We start from the raw sequence: 16,867 nt of genomic DNA, 5'->3' as shown, positions 1-16,867 counted from the left end.
CCTCCCACAGTTTGATTGGCGTCAAGCCAGCTGGCGGCGCAATTCGGCCAGCACTGGCGCCGAATCCGGACGCACACCGCGCCACAGGAAGAAGGCTTGCGCCGCTTGTTCCACCAGCATGCCCAGGCCATCCATCGCTACCGCAGCACCCTGTTCTTCAGCCCAGCGGCAGAACGCGGTGGGTTGCTTGGCGTACATCATGTCGTAGCAGAACGTCTTGCCCGGTTCGATCAAGCTGCCCGCAATTGGCGGTACATCGCCTGACAGGCTGGCGGAAGTGGCGTTGATGATTACGTCCACCGGCTCACGCAGCCAATCGAAACCGCTGGCCGACACTGGCCCCAGGTCGTCGAACAGCTCGGCCAGCACTTCAGCTTTCTCCACGGTGCGGTTGGCGATAATCAGCGAGGCGGGCCTCTCGGCCAGCAGCGGTTCCAACACGCCGCGCACCGCGCCACCGGCGCCCAGCAGCAGAATGCGCTTGCCTTGCAGGTTGAGCCCGGCGTTCACGGTCAGGTCGCGCACCAGGCCGGTGCCATCGGTGTTATCCCCCAGCAACGTGCCATCGGCCAGCTTGCTCAGGGTATTCACCGCGCCGGCGCGTTGGGCGCGCTCGGTGAGGGTGTCGGCCAGCCGGAAAGCGTCTTCCTTGAACGGCACGGTGACGTTCGCGCCACGACCGTGTTGAAAGAACTCACGGGCGCAGCCGGTGAAATCCTCCAGCGGCGCGAGCAGTGTGCTGTAGTCCAGTTGCTCGCCGGTCTGTTCGGCGAACATGCGGTGAATCAACGGCGACTTGCTGTGGCCGATGGGATTGCCGAAGACGACATAGCGATCCATCACTCCACCACCTTGGGCGCAGCCAGGCCGAGCCAGTCGCGGTCCTGCAGGAAGTAATCGGTGAGGCGCGCTTCATCGCTGCCGGCTTCGGCTTTCCAGTCGTAGCTCCAGCGCACCTGGGGCGGCAGCGACATCAGGATCGACTCGGTACGCCCGCCCGATTGCAGGCCGAACAGGGTGCCACGGTCATAGACCAGGTTGAACTCGACGTAACGCCCCCGGCGAAACTCCTGGAACTGGCGCTGCTGTTCGGTATAGGCCATCGCCTGGCGGCGTTGCACGATCGGCAGGTAGGCGTCGATGTAGGCATCACCGATGGCGCGGATGAAGGCGAAGCAGGTGTCGAAGCCCCATTCGTTCAAATCATCGAAAAACAGGCCGCCGATCCCACGCGGCTCGTTGCGGTGCTTGATATGGAAATAGGTGTCGCACCAGGCTTTATAACGCGGGTAGACGTCCGCGCCGAATGGCGCACAGGCCTGCTCGGCCACGCGATGCCAGTGCACGCAATCCTCGTCATTGCCGTAGTACGGCGTGAGGTCAAAGCCGCCGCCAAACCACCACACCGGCTCTTCGCCTTCTTTTTCTGCGGTGAAAAAGCGCACATTGGCGTGGGACGTCGGCACATGGGGGTTATGGGGATGGATCACCAGCGACACACCCAGTGCCTCGAAGCCGCGACCGGCCAGTTCCGGGCGGTGTGCACTGGCAGACGGTGGCAAGCCGCTGCCAAACACGTGGGAAAAGTTAACGCCGCCTTTTTCGATCACCGAACCGTTTTCAATCACACGGGTACGACCGCCGCCCCCAGCAGGCCGGGTCCAGGCGTCTTCGATAAAGCGTGTGTCCGTCTCGAAGGTTTCCAGGGCGCTGCAAATGCGGTCTTGCAGGTCAAGCAGGTAGGCTTTAACAGCCTCGGTGCGGGTAGTCATGGCATCACCTTGAATCGGGCAAAGCTACGCGAGGCCATTGGGCGTCGGCGGCAAATGGGCGCACAGGATACCACCGCACCCCGTGCCGTCGCAGTTGACGAAGATCAAGCTTAGGAGTCCGATAGGGGCTTTGTATTATTCGACCCAAGGAGAAGGTAAATGGCCAAACGTATCCAGTTCAGCGCCCATGGCGGCCCCGACGTGCTCGAGTATGTGGACTACACACCAGCGGAGCCTGGCCCACAGCAGGTTCGGGTACGTAACGAAGCCATTGGCCTGAACTTCATCGACACTTACTTTCGCAGCGGCCTTTACGCACCACCGAGCTTGCCATCGGGGCTGGGCGCAGAGGGGGCGGGCGTGGTCGATGCCGTGGGCAGTGACGTCAGCCAGTTCAAGGTCGGCGACCGCGTGGCCTACGGCAGCGGCCCGCTGGGCGCCTACAGCCAGTTGCATGTCTTGCCCGCCGCCAACCTGGTGCACCTGCCAGATGAGATCAGCTTCGAACAGGCCGCCGGCGCCATGCTCAAGGGCCTGACCGTGCAGTACCTGTTGCGCCAGACGTATGAGTTGAAGGGCGGCGAAACCATTCTGTTCCACGCCGCTGCCGGCGGCGTGGGCTCCCTGGCCTGCCAATGGGCCAAGGCGCTGGGCGTCAAGTTGATCGGTACCGTGAGCTCACCGGAGAAGGCCGCCCTGGCCAAATCCCTGGGCGCCTGGGAAACCATCGATTACAGCAAGGAAAATGTCGCACAGCGCGTGCTGGAATTGACTGACGGCAAAAAGGTGCCGGTGGTGTATGACGGCGTCGGCAAAGACACCTGGCTGACCTCACTGGACAGCGTGGCACCGCGTGGCTTGGTGGTGAGTTTTGGGAATGCGTCGGGTGCGGTGGACGGGGTGAACCTGGGGATTCTGGCGGCGAAGGGTTCGCTGTATGTCACCCGCCCAACGCTGGCGACCTATGCGAGCAATCCAAAGGACTTGCAGGCAATGGCCGATGATCTGTTCTCGATGATCAAGAGCGGCAAGGTGCGCATCGACATCAACCAGCGTTATGCGCTGGCGGATGCGGCCAAAGCGCAGACCGAATTGTCCGAGCGGCGCACGACGGGCTCAACCATTCTGCTGCCTTAAGCAAGTCATCGGGGTGTAGAACCGTAGACATCGTTTACATCTGAAACCGGGGACATCGTTTACACATTTGAGGCTTGGACGCGGGTCATACCTCGCCCAAGCCTTCCCAGGGGATAATCACACAAGTACAAATCCCAAACATCATCCTCAGCCTCTTTAAGCCCTATCTGCTCCCCTGACAGCGCCTCGCTGATAAATACCAACTTGCCTTTCCACTTGATCGACCCGTCCTGCCTGACGCTTCGAACCTTCATTTCGGACGGATACGCCACATCCGGCAAGCATCCTGGGTAAATCCGGGTAGACGGCACATACACGTCCCCTGGACGCTTCATACCGAGCGCTTCATGAGGGCGCACGTAATTGAACTCATGCCTGAAATGCTCCAGCAAAAGCTGCTGCTCGATTAAGTTTTCTCCTAAAGGCAGCTCCAGTTTCAAGCTACGGTGCATCCGCTCATGGCGACCATTTTGGGCCGGTCTTCCTGGCATGGTGCGCTCCGGATAGATGCCCAGACGTATCCACCAAACTGCCAGCGTGGACATTCTTGCCAGGCCAGGAGAGGCAAACGGAACACCGTTGTCCGACCGAATAACTTCGGGCATGCCGTACTCCTCAAATAGTCTCTCAAAGGCGTGTTTAACAGGTTCAGTCTTGATCTTTGAATGAGCCCTGCACGCCAAAATCATCCGGGACGCGTGGTCTGTGATGGTCAAAGGGAAGCACATCTGCGCGTTATGCATTTTGAATTGCCCTTTGTAGTCGGCGCACCATGTCTGGTTAGGTTCGTTGGCCTCGCGCATTGCTACAGGGGAAGTACCGTGTCTGCGCTTGAAGCGCCGCTTTTGGACGAGCCCAAGTCGATCAAGCCATTGGCCTGCTGTACTTGGGGAAGGCCAGGCGATGGAGGGATCTTCAAGTCGCAATAGCTCGAGAAGCTTCTTCGGACCCCATTTATCGTGCGCCTCCTTCATCGCCACCACACGGGCCAGGATTTCATCGTCGATTTTATTGGGGCTGTTGTGAGGGCGTCGGGACAGTTCGGCTAAAGACTTTAAATCGCCATTGTGCCGGCCGATCCATTTGTCGACGGTAGGCCGACTTACGTTAAAGCGGCGCGCCAGCTGGCTTTTGGTGTAGTTACCAGAAAGCCAGTCAGCGACCAGTCTGATTCGTTGATTCATCGGAGACTCTTGGTTCCAGGGCATGATCAGTTACCTCCTGATCATGCGTATTAACCTGTAAACCATGTCCCCGGTTAGAAATGTAAACGATGTCCCCGGTTTGTACCGGGGCAAGCCCCCTCCCACCCTTGACCGAGTTGTCATGACGAACACCGATCAAATGTGGGAGGGGGCTCGCCCCGATGGGCGCGACTCGGTCTCAAGACGGTCGCACTACATCCCCTGTCACCAGATCGCGGATCAGGCTCGGGTTCTTGCGCCCACCCAGGGCGCCGCCCAGCACAAGGTCCACTTGCCCACGGAAATACTGCTCCACCCGAATCCGCGTACGCGCGGCCGGGCGGCCCTGGGGGTTGGCCGAGGTGGAAATCAACGGCCCGACCTGGGCGCATAAATCCCGTACCAACGGATGGTCACTGACCCGCAGCGCCACAGTGTCATGCACACCGGTGACCCATTGCGGCAGCAAGTCCTGATGGGGCACCAGCCAGGTATTCGGCCCAGGCCAGGTGCTGGCCATGCGCTCGATCCAGGTGTCGGGGAAGTCTTCGAACAGGAAGTCGAACTGGCGAATGTTGTCCGCCACCAGGATCAGGCCCTTATCCACTGAGCGATTCTTGATCGCCAGCAGACGGTCCACCGCCTCTTCATTCCACGGGTCGCAGCCCAGGCCCCAGACCGCTTCGGTCGGATAGGCAATCACCGCACCTGCGCGAATTTCTCGCGCGGCTTCCAGCACACGCCACCTGTTGACCATTATTTACCCTCCGAACTAAAGCTGTGGGCAGTTTACCGATCTTCGTTACGAAACCCAGCTACAAAAGCCGCTACAAACGTTCGCAGCGCGCCAGCCATCGCCCGCTTTCGCAGATCACCTGGCCCTCGAGTTCCAGCTCGGTCAGGGTCGCCAGCACCTGGGCCAGTGGCCGGCCACTGGCAATCGCCAGGGCTTCGCTGGTATGGGGAGCCGCGTGCAGCAGGGCCACCAGCGGATGCACCACCGGCACCGGCGCCGGGCGTGACAGCGCCTGCCAACCGCGCAAGCCTTCCAGAATGTGTTCGATGGTTTCCACCAGCACCGCGCCATCGCGAATCAACTGGTGACAGCCCTTGGCGCCGGGGTGATGGATGGAACCAGGAATGGCATAGACCTCACGCCCTTGTTCCGCAGCCAGGCGTGCGGTGATCAGCGAACCACTGGCCATGCCGGCTTCCACCACCAGAACACCCAGGGATAAACCACTGATGATGCGATTGCGCCGTGGAAAGTTGCCGGCCTGGGGTGGGGCGTCCAGGGGAAACTCGGAGACCACGGCGCTGCCCTGGGCAATCATGGCGGCGGCGAGCGTCTTATGGCGCTGTGGATAAAAATTTTCCAGGCCGGTGCCGAGCACACCGATGGTATGACCACCCACGTCCAATGCGGCTTGGTGAGCCGCACCGTCGATACCCAGTGCGAGGCCGCTGGTGATGACAAAACCGGCGCTGGCAAGGCTGCGGGAAAAGGCGGCAGCGGTGTCCATGCCAGGGCGGGAAGCGCGACGGCTGCCGACCACGGCCAGCTGCGGTTTTTCCAGCAACGTCGGGTCGCCGGCAACGAATAACAGCGGCGGTGCATCGTCGATCTGGCTGAGCAGTGCAGGGTAGTCAGGCTGGTCCCACATCAGTAAATGCTGGGCCGGGCGGGCCAGCCACGCCAGCGCCGCACTGGCCCCATCGCGCACCTCCGCACTGCGCCGGGCATCGGCACTCACCGCCCGCAACCCGAGCGCGCGCCAGGCACTGGCCGGTGCACTGATGGCTTTGGAAGCAGAGCCGAACGCCTCGATCAACACGCGAAAACGCTGGGGACCCAGTTCCGGCAGCCTGTGCAAGCGTAGCCGGGCTTCCAGCTCTGCCGGGGAAATTTCATGACTGTTTATCGGAAACATTTGATCGTCCTTGACCGGAACAAGCTGTGGATAACTCTGTTGGTAACTTATTTAGCAGGCTATTTATTGCGTTTGATCGGCGCTCTCGAAACGATCCATTACCGCCAGGGAGCGGGACGCGCTGAGCACCAGGGCATAGCTGAGTTTTTCATAGGTGCGAAACACCAGCAGCGTGCCGGCGCGAACCTCCGGGAGTCTCGTCGGGCTACCGGTAAGCGCATCGCGCACCGAGGCGCCGGCCCGGATCACCGTAAGCAATTGGCCTTCGACCAAGCCATCGCGGCGCCCCTTGTTCAAGGTCACCGTATCCAGCACGCCGATCTGCGTGACCCCCTTGGGGATGTCGATGATGTGCCCTTCAACGAAGGGCGCAGCTGCAGGGATTTTCAGGTCCGCCAAGCCGACGCCGGGTTCGGCGCGCAGCAAACGGTCGCCTGGGCGCACTTCCTGGGTCACCCTTTGCACGGCCAGGGTGGTCAGGTCGTCAGCCAGCAAAAAGCGTGCGGTGCCGATGTCGTCGGCGTTGACCCCAAGCAATTCCCGAGTGTTGGGGTCGGTGTAGACCCTGCCTCGGCGGAAGATCCCATAGCTCGGCTGGGTCGGGTCCAGGCTGCCTCTGGCATAGATGCGTTCACCCGTGGCGCCCAGCACGCGCCCGGCATCGGCAGCAACGATATAGGGCGCGTTGTCCAGGTCCTGGGGCGAGTCGAGTATGCGGTTGTGCAGCAAGAAGCCCTGGATAGCCTTTTGCGTGGAAGAATCCAGGCGCTGGCCGGGCTGGGGAATCAGCGCCATGGCGAACGGGGTCCATAGCAGCAAGACGAGTAGCGATTTCCTCATGGGGTCAATCTCCTTTATTATGTGCGTTCGCGTGAAACGCCATAGCCTTCGCGGCTTTCGAACGTTTCACACCGGCTGCCTGGGTCCATCCCACCGCCGATTTGCCTCTACCTCACATGTGCAGCAATTACGCTTATGGCTATTTTGAACATCCTCGAATTTCCCGACTCGCGCCTGCGCACGATCGCCAAGCCGGTGGCCGTAGTGGACGACAAGGTTCGTCAGTTGGTCGATGACATGTTTGAAACAATGTATGAAGCCCCGGGCATCGGCCTCGCCGCGACCCAGGTCAACGTGCACCTGCGCGTCGTGGTCATGGACCTCTCCGAAGATCGCAGCGAACCGCGGGTGTACATCAACCCCGAGTTCGAACCGCTGACCGACGAGATGGGCGAATACCAGGAGGGCTGCCTCTCGGTGCCGGAGTTCTACGAGAACGTCGAACGCCCCCTTCGCGTGAAGATCAAGGCCCTGGACCGCGACGGCAAGCCGTTCGAGCTGATTGCCGAAGGCCTGTTGGCGGTGTGCATCCAGCACGAGTGCGACCACCTCAACGGCAAGCTGTTTGTCGATTACCTGTCCACCCTCAAACGTGACCGGATCAAGAAGAAGCTGGAAAAAAAGCATCGCCAGCAAGCTTGATGCCCTTCTTCCAAAGGCTTGCTGCGGCAAGCCTTTTTCTTTTGTGACTGTTTTTAACCGAGAACTCCGATGACCGAGCCACTGCGCATTGTTTTTGCCGGTACCCCCGAATTTGCCGCCGAACACCTCAAGGCGCTGCTTGCCAGCCCTTATGAAATCGTCGCGGTGTACACCCAGCCGGATCGCCCGGCCGGGCGCGGGCAAAAACTGATGCCCAGCCCGGTCAAGCAACTGGCGCTGGAGCACAGTATTACCGTGCTGCAGCCACCGACCCTGCGCAACGCCGACGCCCAAGCTGAACTGGCCGCACTGAAGCCGGACCTGCTGGTGGTCGTCGCCTACGGTTTGATCCTGCCCCAGGCCGTACTCGATATCCCGCGCCTGGGCTGCATCAACAGCCACGCTTCGTTGCTGCCACGCTGGCGCGGCGCGGCGCCGATCCAGCGCGCGGTGCAAGCCGGCGACAGCGAAAGCGGCGTGACCGTCATGCGCATGGAAGCCGGCCTGGACACCGGCCCGATGCTGCTCAAAGTCACCACCCCGATTACCGCTGAAGACACCGGCGGCAGCCTGCACGACCGCCTGGCTGAAATGGGCCCGCCCGCCGTCATCCAGGCCATCGCCGGTCTCGCTGCCGGCACCCTGGAGGGCGAAGTGCAGGACGACAGCCTGGCGACGTACGCCCACAAACTGAACAAGGACGAAGCACGCATCGACTGGAGCCGCCCGGCCGTGGAGGTGGAGCGCTGTGTGCGGGCCTTCAACCCATGGCCGATCTGCCACAGCACCCTTAACGGCGAAGCGTTGAAGGTGTTGGCCGCGACCCTGGCCGACGGCAAAGGCGCACCCGGCGAGATTATCGGTGCCAGCAAGGACGGCCTGTTGGTGGCTTGCGGTGAACAGGCGCTGTGCCTGACCCGTCTGCAATTGCCCGGTGGCAAGGCGCTTAATTTCAGCGATTTGTTCAACAGCCGTCGTGAGAAGTTTGCCCTGGGCACCGTTCTCGGCGTGGTCGCCCAATGAACCCGCGTCTGGCCGCCGCCAAGGCCCTCGCCGCCGTGCTCAACGGCAAAGCGTCGCTGAACAGTTCGTTACCCACGCAACTGGACAAGGTTGAAGACCGCGATCGCGGTTTCACCCAGGACTTGGCGTTCGGCACCGCCCGTTGGCAACCACGCTTGTCGGCGCTGGCAGCCAAGCTGTTGCAAAAGCCGTTCAAGGCGGCGGACGCTGACGTCGAGGCGCTGTTGCTGGTGGGTCTCTACCAGTTGCTCTACACCCGCGTGCCGGCCCACGCCGCCATTGGTGAAACGGTTGGTTGCGCCGACAAGCTGAAAAAGCCCTGGGCCAAGGCCCTGCTCAATGCCGTGTTGCGCCGCGCCCAGCGCGAAAGCGAAGCGCTGCTGGCCGAGCTGGAACATGACCCGGTGGTGCGTACCGCGCATCCACGCTGGCTGCAAAAATCCCTGAAGGCCTTCTGGCCCGAACAATGGGAAGCCATCTGCGCGGCCAACAATGCACACCCGCCGATGATCCTGCGGGTCAACCGGCGCCATCACCGCCGCGACGCCTATCTGCAATTGCTCAGCGAGGCCGGCATCAACGCCACGCCATGTGTGTACAGCATCGACGGCATCGTGCTCGAGACCGCCACCGACGTGCGCAGCCTGCCGGGCTTTGCCGAAGGCTGGATCAGCGTGCAGGACGAGGCCGCGCAATTGGCCGCCGACCTGCTTGACCTGGCGCCCGGCCAGCGCGTACTGGACGCCTGCTGCGCGCCTGGCGGTAAGACCTGTCACATCCTGGAAGTCGAAAAAGACCTGGGCGGTGTAGTTGCCGTCGACCTGGAAGCCAAACGCCTGGTGCGCGTACGCGAGAACCTCGCACGCCTGGGCCTCAGCGCCGAGCTGATCGCCGCCGACGGCCGCGACACCGCCAACTGGTGGGATGGCAAACCGTTCCAGCGCATCCTGCTGGATGCGCCGTGTTCGGCCACCGGCGTGATCCGTCGTCATCCGGACATCAAGCTGACCCGCCAGCCCGACGACATCGCCGCCCTGGCCGTGCTGCAAGGCGAACTGCTCGACGCGCTATGGCCGACCCTGGAAGTCGGCGGCATCCTGCTGTACGCCACCTGCTCCACCTTGCCCACCGAGAATACCGAGGTCATCCAAGCCTTCCTTGCCCGCACCAGCGGCGCGCGGGAACTGGACCTTGCGACCACGGCCGGCATCAAGCAACCGCACGGCCGGCAACTGCTCGCGCAGGAAGGCGGGCACGACGGCTTCTACTACGCCAAACTGATCAAGATTGCCGCCGCGCGCGGCTGAATGGGTTTAAGGGAGTGACCGGATGAAAATCATCATCCTTGGGGCAGGGCAGGTCGGTGGCACGCTGGCTGAACATTTGGCCAGCGAGGCCAACGACATCACCGTGGTCGACACCGATGCCGAGCGCCTGCGCAATCTGGGCGACCGCCTGGACATCCGCACGGTACAAGGCCGTGCGTCGTTCCCGACCGTGCTGCGCCAGGCCGGTGCCGACGATGCCGACATGCTCGTCGCGGTCACCAACAGCGACGAAACCAATATGGTCGCCTGCCAGGTCGCCCACACGCTGTTCCATACCCCGACCAAGATCGCCCGTGTCCGCGAGGCGGCCTACCTGACCCGCGCCGGCCTGTTCGACAACGACGCCATTCCGGTGGACGTGCTGATCAGCCCGGAACAGGTGGTCACTCACTACATCAAGCGCCTGATCGAAATTCCGGGTGCCTTGCAGGTAATCGACTTCGCCGGAGGCAAGGCGCAGCTGGTCGCGGTAAAGGCCTACTACGGCGGGCCGCTGGTGGGCCAGCAACTGCGCCAACTGCGCGAACACATGCCGAATGTGGAAACCCGCGTAGCGGCGATTTTCCGACGTGACCGGCCGATCCTGCCCCAGGGCGACACCGTGATCGAAGCCGATGACGAAGTGTTTTTCATCGCGGCCAAGGCCAATATTCGCGCAGTGATGAGCGAAATGCGCCGGCTCGACGAAACCTATAAACGCATCGTCATCGCAGGCGGCGGACAGATCGGCGAGCGCCTGGCCGAGGCCATCGAAAGCCGTTACCAGGTAAAGATCATCGAGATGAGCCCGGCGCGCTGTCGGCATTTGTCCGACACCCTCGACAGCACCGTCGTACTGCAAGGCAGCGCCTCGGACCGCGACCTGCTGATGGAAGAAAACATCGCCGACGCCGATATCTTCCTGGCGCTGACCAACGATGACGAGGCCAACATCATGTCCTCGCTGCTGGCCAAGCGGCTGGGTGCGAAGAAGGTGATGACCATCATCAACAACCCGGCCTATGTCGACCTGATCCAGGGCGGCGATATCGACATCGCCATCAGCCCGCAATTGGCGACCATCGGCACGTTGCTCGCGCATGTGCGCCGTGGCGACATCGTCAGCGTGCACTCCCTGCGCCGTGGCGCGGCGGAGGCGATCGAGGCGATTGCCCATGGCGACTCGAAGTCGAGCAAGGTCATCGGCAGGGCGATCCGTGATATCGGCTTGCCACCGGGCACCACCATCGGCGCGATCATTCGCGATGAAGAAGTGATCATCGCCCACGACGATACGGTGATCGCCACCGGCGACCATGTGATCCTGTTCCTGGTGGACAAGAAACATATCCGCGATGTGGAGAAGCTGTTCCACGTGGGGTTGAGCTTTTTCTGATCAAGGAGTGACTGACATGCTCGAATCCCTGGAGAAAATGCTCGCCAAGGGCGCGGATAATTCGCTGCTAAGGTTTGGCTTGGGCAAGGGTTATCTGGATCTGAAGGACCACGCCAAAGCGGCCGAGCACCTACAGAAATGTGTCGAGTTCGACCCTAAGTATTCGGCGGCGTGGAAGTTGTTGGGCAAGGCGCAGTTGGGGCAGGGTGATAACGCTGCCGCACGAGACGCGTGGGAAAGAGGCATACAGGCGGCCCAGGCCCATGGCGACAAACAGGCCGAAAAAGAGATGACGGTGTTCCTGAAGAAACTCAACCGCCAAGCCTGAACGCAGATCAAAATGTGGGAGGGGGCTTGCTCCCGATAGCGGTGTGTCAGTCTATGCATGGTTGACTGAACCACCGCGATCGGGAGCAAGCCCCCTCCCACATTGGTTTTGTGTTGTGTTTGATTCAGCGGTGAATCAGTACCACCGCGCCTCGCCCGGCGGGCGCTTCTTGAAGCGCTTCATGCTCCACATGTACTGGCTCGGGTAGGCGCCGACGTACCGTTCCACCACCTTGCTCATCGCCGCGCAGGACGTGGCGGTGTCGGTGCTGTACATGTCTTCCGGGGCCGCTTCCAGGATCACCTTGTAGCCCGAGCCGTCCGGCAGGCGCAGGGCGTGCAGGAATACGCCGACCGCCTTGTGGCCCGCGAGCATGTTCGGTACGAACTTGCTGGTCAGCGCCTGGGTCGCGAAGAACGGCACGAAGATCCCGGCGGATTCAGCCGGCTCCGGGTCGGCAGGGATCCCCACTTGGCCGCCTTTGCGCACTTCCTTGATCACGCTGAGAATGCCTTCCTTGGTGGACGCCGCCACGCGGTTGCCCAGTTGCACGCGTTGCTTGCGCAACAGATCATCGACCGCCTTGAGCTTGGGCGGGCGATAGAAAATGATCGGCTTGCACTGGCTGCAATAGAAGTGGTTGAGCACCTCCCAGTTGCCCAGGTGGCTAGTGATCCCCACCACGCCTTTACCCGATGCCAAGGCTTCATGCAGCACCTCCAGGCCTTCGACTTCGCGCACCAGGTCGATGGAACGCTGGGCCGGCCAGATCCAGGCGCAGGCGCTTTCGGTCAATGACTTGCCGATGTCCATCAGGCTGCGCCCCACCAGGCGCTCGCGCTCGGCCGGGTCCATGTCCGGGAAGCATTTGGACAGGTTGATCCGCACCGTGTCGCGGGAGCGGTTGGGGGTTTTCCACATGATCCAGCCGATGCCCGTGCCGACGGCCTGTACGGCGCGCCAGGGCAGCAGGGCAAACAACCGAAGAGCGCCTACCAGCAAGGCGCCTTTAAACTTTTCCACAGGTCACTCCTGATCGTGTGTGGTACGCAAAGCGCGCATTCTAACCGGCGTTGGCCAGGTCCGCGTAACGGTCGCAGTCCTGAGTGTGGTCCATGACCATGCCCGAGGCTTGCATGAACGCGTAGCAGATGGTCGGCCCGACAAAGGTGAAGCCGGCCTTTTTCAAGGCTTTGCTCATCGCTTGCGCCTCGGGCGTAATTGCCGGGACTTCGCTGCGATCCTTGAAGTGATTGACCTTGGGCACGCCGCCCACGAACGACCAGAGCAAACCCACCGGGTCTTCCAGCGCCAGCCAGGCTGCGGCATTGCGGCGTGTGGCGTTGAGCTTCAGACGGTTGCGCACAATGCCTGGGTCGAGCATCAGCGCCTCGATTTCAGCGTCGGTCAGCTGCGCCAGGCGCTTAGCATCAAAGCCGAACAAGACCTTCCGGTAATGCTCGCGTTTGCGTAAAACCGTGATCCAGGACAGGCCCGCCTGGAACCCTTCGAGCAAAAGCAACTCGAACAAACCCTGCGCATCGCGCAGCGGCGTTCCCCACTCCTGATCGTGATAAGCCATGTACAGCGGATCTTCAGAACACCAAAAGCAGCGTGGCATAAGGCTCCAGGGAGTGGTGGCAGGGCCGAATCGGGTATACTCCCGCTCTTTAAATCGCAGCCCAAGTAACAGGTGAATTTCGTGAGCCAGCCTACGCCAGCCGTGCGTACCTTCCAAGACTTGATCCTCGCCCTCCAGCAATACTGGGCCGAGCAAGGTTGTGTGGTACTTCAGCCCTACGATATGGAAGTAGGCGCCGGCACTTTCCACACCGCTACATTCCTGCGGGCCATCGGCCCGGAAACCTGGAACGCCGCTTATGTGCAGCCCAGTCGTCGCCCGACTGACGGCCGCTACGGCGAGAACCCGAACCGCCTGCAGCATTACTACCAGTTCCAGGTGGTATTGAAGCCCAACCCGGACAACTTCCAGGAACTGTACCTGGGCTCGCTGAAACATGTCGGCCTGGACCCACTGGTCCACGACATCCGTTTCGTCGAAGACAACTGGGAATCGCCGACCCTTGGCGCCTGGGGCCTGGGCTGGGAAGTGTGGCTCAACGGCATGGAAGTGACGCAATTCACGTACTTCCAGCAAGCGGGCGGCATCGAGTGCTACCCGGTGACCGGCGAAATCACCTACGGCCTCGAGCGCCTGGCCATGTACCTGCAAGGCGTGGACTCGGTCTACGACCTGGTGTGGGCTGACGGCCCGTTCGGCAAGGTCACCTACGGCGACGTGTTCCACCAGAACGAAGTGGAGCAGTCCACTTACAACTTCGAACACGCCAACGTCGACAAACTGTTCGAACTGTTCGACTTCTATGAAAGCGAAGCCAAGCGCCTGATCGAACTCGACCAGCCGCTGCCGTTGCCAAGCTATGAAATGGTGTTGAAGGCGTCCCATACCTTCAACCTGCTGGACGCGCGCCGTGCCATCTCGGTAACCGCGCGCCAGCAATACATCCTGCGTGTACGCACCCTGGCGCGTTCCGTCGCCCAAGCCTACCTGCTGGCTCGCGCCAAGCTGGGCTTCCCGATGGCAACCCCGGATTTGCGTGATGAAGTGTTGGCTAAGCTGGAGGCTGCACAATGAGTGCTCAAGATTTCCTGGTTGAACTGGGCACCGAAGAGTTGCCACCCAAGGCACTGAACACCCTGGCCGATGCGTTCCTGGCCGGTATCGAAAAAGGCCTGCACAGCGCTGGCCTGAAGTTCGCCGCAAAGAAGGTCTACGCCGCGCCACGCCGCCTGGCGGTATTGCTCACCGCGCTGGAAACCCAGCAGCCGGACCGCAATATCAACCTGGATGGCCCGCCGCGTCAGGCCGCGTTCGACGCCGACGGCAACCCGACTCAGGCAGCACTGGGCTTTGCCAAGAAGTGCGGCGTCGAGCTGAGCGAAATTGACCAGAGCGGCCCGAAACTGCGTTTCAGCCAGGTCATCGCCGGCAAGCCAACGGCCAGCCTGTTGCCGACCATCGTCGAAGACTCCCTGAACGACCTGCCAATCCCCAAGCGCATGCGCTGGGGTGCTCGCAAGGAAGAGTTCGTACGCCCAACCCAGTGGCTGGTGATGCTGCTCGGTGACCAGGTCATCGAGTGCACCATCCTCGCCCAGAAGGCCGGCCGCGATTCCCGTGGCCACCGCTTCCACCATCCGCAGAGCGTGCGCATCACCTCGCCGGCCAGCTACCTCGATGACCTGCGCGGCGCCTATGTGCTGGCCGATGCCAATGAGCGTCGCGAGCTGATCAGCAAGCGCACCGAAGAGCTGGCCCGCCTGCAGGAAGGCACCGCCATCGTGCCGCCAAGCCTGCTCGACGAAGTGACCGCCCTGGTTGAGTGGCCCGTGCCGCTGGTGTGCTCGTTCGAAGAACGTTTCCTCGATGTGCCGCAGGAAGCACTGATCACCACCATGCAGGACAACCAGAAGTACTTCTGCCTGCTGGATGTGGATGGCAAGTTGCTGCCGCGCTTTATCACCGTGGCCAACATCGAGAGCAAGGACCCACAGCAGATCATCGCCGGTAACGAGAAAGTCGTGCGCCCACGCCTGACTGACGCCGAGTTCTTCTTCAAGCAAGACAAGAAGCAGAAGCTCGAAGACTTCAACCTGCGCCTGCAGAACGTGGTGTTCCAGGAAAAACTCGGCAGCGTCTACGACAAGGCCGTGCGCGTTTCCAAGCTGGCGGCCTACATCGCGCCGCGCATTGGTGGCGACGCCGCCTGGGCTGCGCGCGCCGGCCTGCTGTCCAAGTGCGACCTGGCCACCGAGATGGTCGGCGAATTCCCTGAGATGCAAGGCGTCGCCGGTTACTACTACGCCCTCAATGACGGCGAGCCGGACGACGTGGCCCTGGCGCTGAACGAGCAGTACATGCCGCGCGGTGCCGGCGCTGAATTGCCGACCACCCTGACCGGTGCGGCCGTGGCCATCGCCGACAAGCTGGACACCCTCGTCGGTATCTTCGGTATCGGCATGTTGCCTACCGGCAGCAAAGACCCGTATGCCCTGCGTCGTGCGGCCCTGGGCGTGCTGCGTATCCTGATCGACAAGAAGCTGGACCTCGACCTGACCCAGGCCGTGGTGTTTGCGGTCGGCCAGTTCGGTACCAAGGTCAAGCAAGCGGGCCTTGCCGAGCAAGTGCTGGAGTTCGTGTTCGACCGCCTGCGTGCGCGTTACGAAGACGAAGGCGTGGACGTTTCCGTCTACCTGTCGGTACGTGCCCTGCAACCGGGTTCGGCGCTGGACTTCGACCAGCGCGTACAAGCCGTACAGGCGTTCCGCAAGCTGCCGGAAGCCGATGCCCTGGCCGCCGTGAACAAACGTGTATCGAACCTGCTGAGCAAAGCCGACAACCTCGGCACTGCCGAAGTCGACCCAGGTCTGTTTGCCGACGCCAAGGAGTTCTCGCTGAACTCGGCGATCGCCAAGGCCGAAAACGCCGTGAAGCCGCTGATCGCCGAGCGTAACTACGCCGAAGCGTTGGCGCGGTTGGCTTCGCTGCGTGAGCCGGTGGATGCCTTCTTCGAAGCGGTGATGATCAACGCCGAAGATGCCGGCGTGCGGAAAAACCGCTACGCCATGCTGGCGCGTCTGCGTGGGTTGTTCATCAACATCGCTGACATTTCCGTACTGGGCTGATCATGTTGAAACTGCTGATTCTCGATCGGGACGGGGTGATCAATTACGACTCCGACGCTTACATCAAGTCGGTGGCGGAATGGATTCCACTGCCCGGTTCGATCGAGGCCATCGCGCAGTTGAGCAAAGCCGGCTGGACGGTGGCCATTGCCACTAACCAGTCCGGCATCGCCCGCGGTTATTACGACATCGCCATCCTGGACGCCATGCATGCGCGCTTGCGCACATTGGTGGCGGAGCAGGGCGGTGAGGTGGGGCTGGTGGTGTACTGCCCCCACGGGCCGGATGAGGGCTGCGCTTGCCGCAAGCCCAAGCCTGGCATGTTGAAAACCATTGCAGAACATTACAAGGTGCCCTTGGCTGGGATATGGTTCGTCGGGGACAGTCTCGGTGACCTGGAGGCGGCCAAAGCCGTCGACTCTCAGCCAGTTTTGGTAAAGACCGGGAAAGGCGAAAAGACCCAGGCGAAAAACCTGCCGGTAGGCACTTTGATTTTTGACGATCTGGCGGCGGTTGCCGCAGAACTTATCAACAACTAGCCGCCCTCGACTTCCTGACCAAGGATTGTTCGGGAGTGCGCTTTTAACAGGCGGGCCGTGT

The 16,867-nt window shown here is 61.7% G+C and carries 17 protein-coding genes; 9 read left to right on the top strand and 8 right to left on the bottom strand.

What is annotated here, in order from left to right:
- Positions 1-21: 21 nt before the first annotated feature.
- The gene (gene aroE, locus C4J87_RS00120; RefSeq protein ID WP_124365250.1) at positions 22-840 is read right to left on the bottom strand and encodes a shikimate dehydrogenase; all 819 of its coding nucleotides are present in this window, start codon (positions 838-840) and stop codon (positions 22-24) included.
- Entirely contained in the window at positions 840-1,772 is a 933-nt protein-coding gene (hemF, locus tag C4J87_RS00115) for an oxygen-dependent coproporphyrinogen oxidase (protein ID WP_124365249.1), read from the bottom strand. The genes aroE and hemF overlap by 1 nt, the downstream gene beginning before the upstream one ends.
- A gap of 159 nt (positions 1,773-1,931) precedes the next feature.
- Here hemF and C4J87_RS00110 point away from each other — a divergent pair, with 159 nt between their 5' ends.
- Positions 1,932-2,909, top strand: coding sequence for a quinone oxidoreductase (locus C4J87_RS00110; RefSeq protein ID WP_124365248.1), 978 nt, complete (start codon positions 1,932-1,934; stop codon positions 2,907-2,909).
- Positions 2,910-2,968: 59 nt separating this feature from the next.
- On the opposite strand, the gene C4J87_RS00105 is transcribed toward C4J87_RS00110, so the two are convergent.
- The 4 genes from C4J87_RS00105 to C4J87_RS00090 all read right to left on the bottom strand — a co-directional run bounded on the left by C4J87_RS00105 (position 2,969) and on the right by C4J87_RS00090 (position 6,864).
- On the bottom strand, positions 2,969-4,117 hold the full coding sequence (locus C4J87_RS00105) for a DDE-type integrase/transposase/recombinase (RefSeq protein WP_124365247.1): 1,149 nt from the start codon (positions 4,115-4,117) through the stop codon (positions 2,969-2,971).
- A 175-nt stretch (positions 4,118-4,292) separates the two neighbouring features.
- Entirely contained in the window at positions 4,293-4,850 is a 558-nt protein-coding gene (locus tag C4J87_RS00100) for an L-threonylcarbamoyladenylate synthase (RefSeq protein WP_124365246.1), read from the bottom strand.
- Between the two features lie 70 nt (positions 4,851-4,920).
- Positions 4,921-6,024 carry a DNA-processing protein DprA gene (gene dprA / locus C4J87_RS00095; RefSeq protein WP_124365245.1) on the bottom strand — a complete coding sequence of 368 codons (1,104 nt, stop codon included), beginning with the start codon at positions 6,022-6,024 and terminating at the stop codon, positions 4,921-4,923.
- Positions 6,025-6,087: 63 nt separating this feature from the next.
- Complete coding sequence (locus C4J87_RS00090; protein ID WP_124365244.1) at positions 6,088-6,864, bottom strand: peptidoglycan-binding protein; 777 nt, start codon at positions 6,862-6,864, stop codon at positions 6,088-6,090.
- Positions 6,865-6,999: 135 nt separating this feature from the next.
- On the opposite strand from C4J87_RS00090, the gene def reads away from it, so the two are divergent.
- The 5 genes from def to C4J87_RS00065 all read left to right on the top strand — a co-directional run bounded on the left by def (position 7,000) and on the right by C4J87_RS00065 (position 11,560).
- Positions 7,000-7,506 carry a peptide deformylase gene (gene def, locus C4J87_RS00085; protein WP_005783383.1) on the top strand — a complete coding sequence of 169 codons (507 nt, stop codon included), beginning with the start codon at positions 7,000-7,002 and terminating at the stop codon, positions 7,504-7,506.
- Positions 7,507-7,575: 69 nt separating this feature from the next.
- Complete coding sequence (gene fmt, locus C4J87_RS00080; RefSeq protein WP_124365243.1) at positions 7,576-8,529, top strand: methionyl-tRNA formyltransferase; 954 nt, start codon at positions 7,576-7,578, stop codon at positions 8,527-8,529.
- Positions 8,526-9,836, top strand: coding sequence for a 16S rRNA (cytosine(967)-C(5))-methyltransferase RsmB (rsmB, locus tag C4J87_RS00075; RefSeq protein ID WP_124365242.1), 1,311 nt, complete (start codon positions 8,526-8,528; stop codon positions 9,834-9,836). The genes fmt and rsmB overlap by 4 nt, the downstream gene beginning before the upstream one ends.
- A gap of 22 nt (positions 9,837-9,858) precedes the next feature.
- Positions 9,859-11,232 carry a Trk system potassium transporter TrkA gene (gene trkA / locus C4J87_RS00070; RefSeq protein ID WP_124360585.1) on the top strand — a complete coding sequence of 458 codons (1,374 nt, stop codon included), beginning with the start codon at positions 9,859-9,861 and terminating at the stop codon, positions 11,230-11,232.
- A gap of 16 nt (positions 11,233-11,248) precedes the next feature.
- A complete protein-coding gene (locus C4J87_RS00065; RefSeq protein ID WP_124365241.1) occupies positions 11,249-11,560 on the top strand; it encodes a tetratricopeptide repeat protein in 312 nt (103 codons plus the stop codon).
- A 135-nt stretch (positions 11,561-11,695) separates the two neighbouring features.
- Here the strand turns inward: C4J87_RS00065 and C4J87_RS00060 are convergent, their stop codons facing one another.
- Both C4J87_RS00060 and C4J87_RS00055 read right to left on the bottom strand, forming a co-directional pair.
- Positions 11,696-12,583: a lysophospholipid acyltransferase gene (locus tag C4J87_RS00060; protein WP_124360583.1), complete on the bottom strand. Its 888-nt coding sequence runs from the start codon at positions 12,581-12,583 to the stop codon at positions 11,696-11,698.
- 40 nt (positions 12,584-12,623) lie between these two features.
- Positions 12,624-13,181, bottom strand: coding sequence for a DNA-3-methyladenine glycosylase I (locus C4J87_RS00055; RefSeq protein WP_124365240.1), 558 nt, complete (start codon positions 13,179-13,181; stop codon positions 12,624-12,626).
- Between the two features lie 81 nt (positions 13,182-13,262).
- On the opposite strand from C4J87_RS00055, the gene glyQ reads away from it, so the two are divergent.
- The 3 genes from glyQ to gmhB are packed head-to-tail and all read left to right on the top strand — an operon-like array spanning position 13,263 to position 16,806.
- Positions 13,263-14,216, top strand: coding sequence for a glycine--tRNA ligase subunit alpha (gene glyQ / locus C4J87_RS00050; RefSeq protein WP_003187265.1), 954 nt, complete (start codon positions 13,263-13,265; stop codon positions 14,214-14,216).
- Positions 14,213-16,267, top strand: coding sequence for a glycine--tRNA ligase subunit beta (gene glyS / locus C4J87_RS00045; RefSeq protein ID WP_124365239.1), 2,055 nt, complete (start codon positions 14,213-14,215; stop codon positions 16,265-16,267). The genes glyQ and glyS overlap by 4 nt, the downstream gene beginning before the upstream one ends.
- On the top strand, positions 16,267-16,806 hold the full coding sequence (gmhB, locus tag C4J87_RS00040; protein ID WP_177412804.1) for a D-glycero-beta-D-manno-heptose 1,7-bisphosphate 7-phosphatase: 540 nt from the start codon (positions 16,267-16,269) through the stop codon (positions 16,804-16,806). Before glyS ends, gmhB begins: the two co-directional genes overlap by 1 nt.
- The last annotated feature ends 61 nt before the right edge of the window (positions 16,807-16,867 follow it).

It is taken from the genome of Pseudomonas sp. R1-43-08, from assembly GCF_003852255.1.
GTDB lineage: Bacteria > Pseudomonadota > Gammaproteobacteria > Pseudomonadales > Pseudomonadaceae > Aquipseudomonas.
This window is presented reverse-complemented; position numbering and strand designations above follow the sequence as displayed.

Coding starts and splice junctions, on each gene's coding strand:
- aroE (WP_124365250.1), bottom strand. CDS start 840: ATGGATCGCTATGTCGTCTTCGGCAATCCCATCGGCCACAGCAAGTCG.
- hemF (WP_124365249.1), bottom strand. CDS start 1,772: ATGACTACCCGCACCGAGGCTGTTAAAGCCTACCTGCTTGACCTGCAA.
- C4J87_RS00110 (WP_124365248.1), top strand. CDS start 1,932: ATGGCCAAACGTATCCAGTTCAGCGCCCATGGCGGCCCCGACGTGCTC.
- C4J87_RS00105 (WP_124365247.1), bottom strand. CDS start 4,117: ATGCCCTGGAACCAAGAGTCTCCGATGAATCAACGAATCAGACTGGTC.
- C4J87_RS00100 (WP_124365246.1), bottom strand. CDS start 4,850: ATGGTCAACAGGTGGCGTGTGCTGGAAGCCGCGCGAGAAATTCGCGCA.
- dprA (WP_124365245.1), bottom strand. CDS start 6,024: ATGTTTCCGATAAACAGTCATGAAATTTCCCCGGCAGAGCTGGAAGCC.
- C4J87_RS00090 (WP_124365244.1), bottom strand. CDS start 6,864: ATGAGGAAATCGCTACTCGTCTTGCTGCTATGGACCCCGTTCGCCATG.
- def (WP_005783383.1), top strand. CDS start 7,000: ATGGCTATTTTGAACATCCTCGAATTTCCCGACTCGCGCCTGCGCACG.
- fmt (WP_124365243.1), top strand. CDS start 7,576: ATGACCGAGCCACTGCGCATTGTTTTTGCCGGTACCCCCGAATTTGCC.
- rsmB (WP_124365242.1), top strand. CDS start 8,526: ATGAACCCGCGTCTGGCCGCCGCCAAGGCCCTCGCCGCCGTGCTCAAC.
- trkA (WP_124360585.1), top strand. CDS start 9,859: ATGAAAATCATCATCCTTGGGGCAGGGCAGGTCGGTGGCACGCTGGCT.
- C4J87_RS00065 (WP_124365241.1), top strand. CDS start 11,249: ATGCTCGAATCCCTGGAGAAAATGCTCGCCAAGGGCGCGGATAATTCG.
- C4J87_RS00055 (WP_124365240.1), bottom strand. CDS start 13,181: ATGCCACGCTGCTTTTGGTGTTCTGAAGATCCGCTGTACATGGCTTAT.
- glyS (WP_124365239.1), top strand. CDS start 14,213: ATGAGTGCTCAAGATTTCCTGGTTGAACTGGGCACCGAAGAGTTGCCA.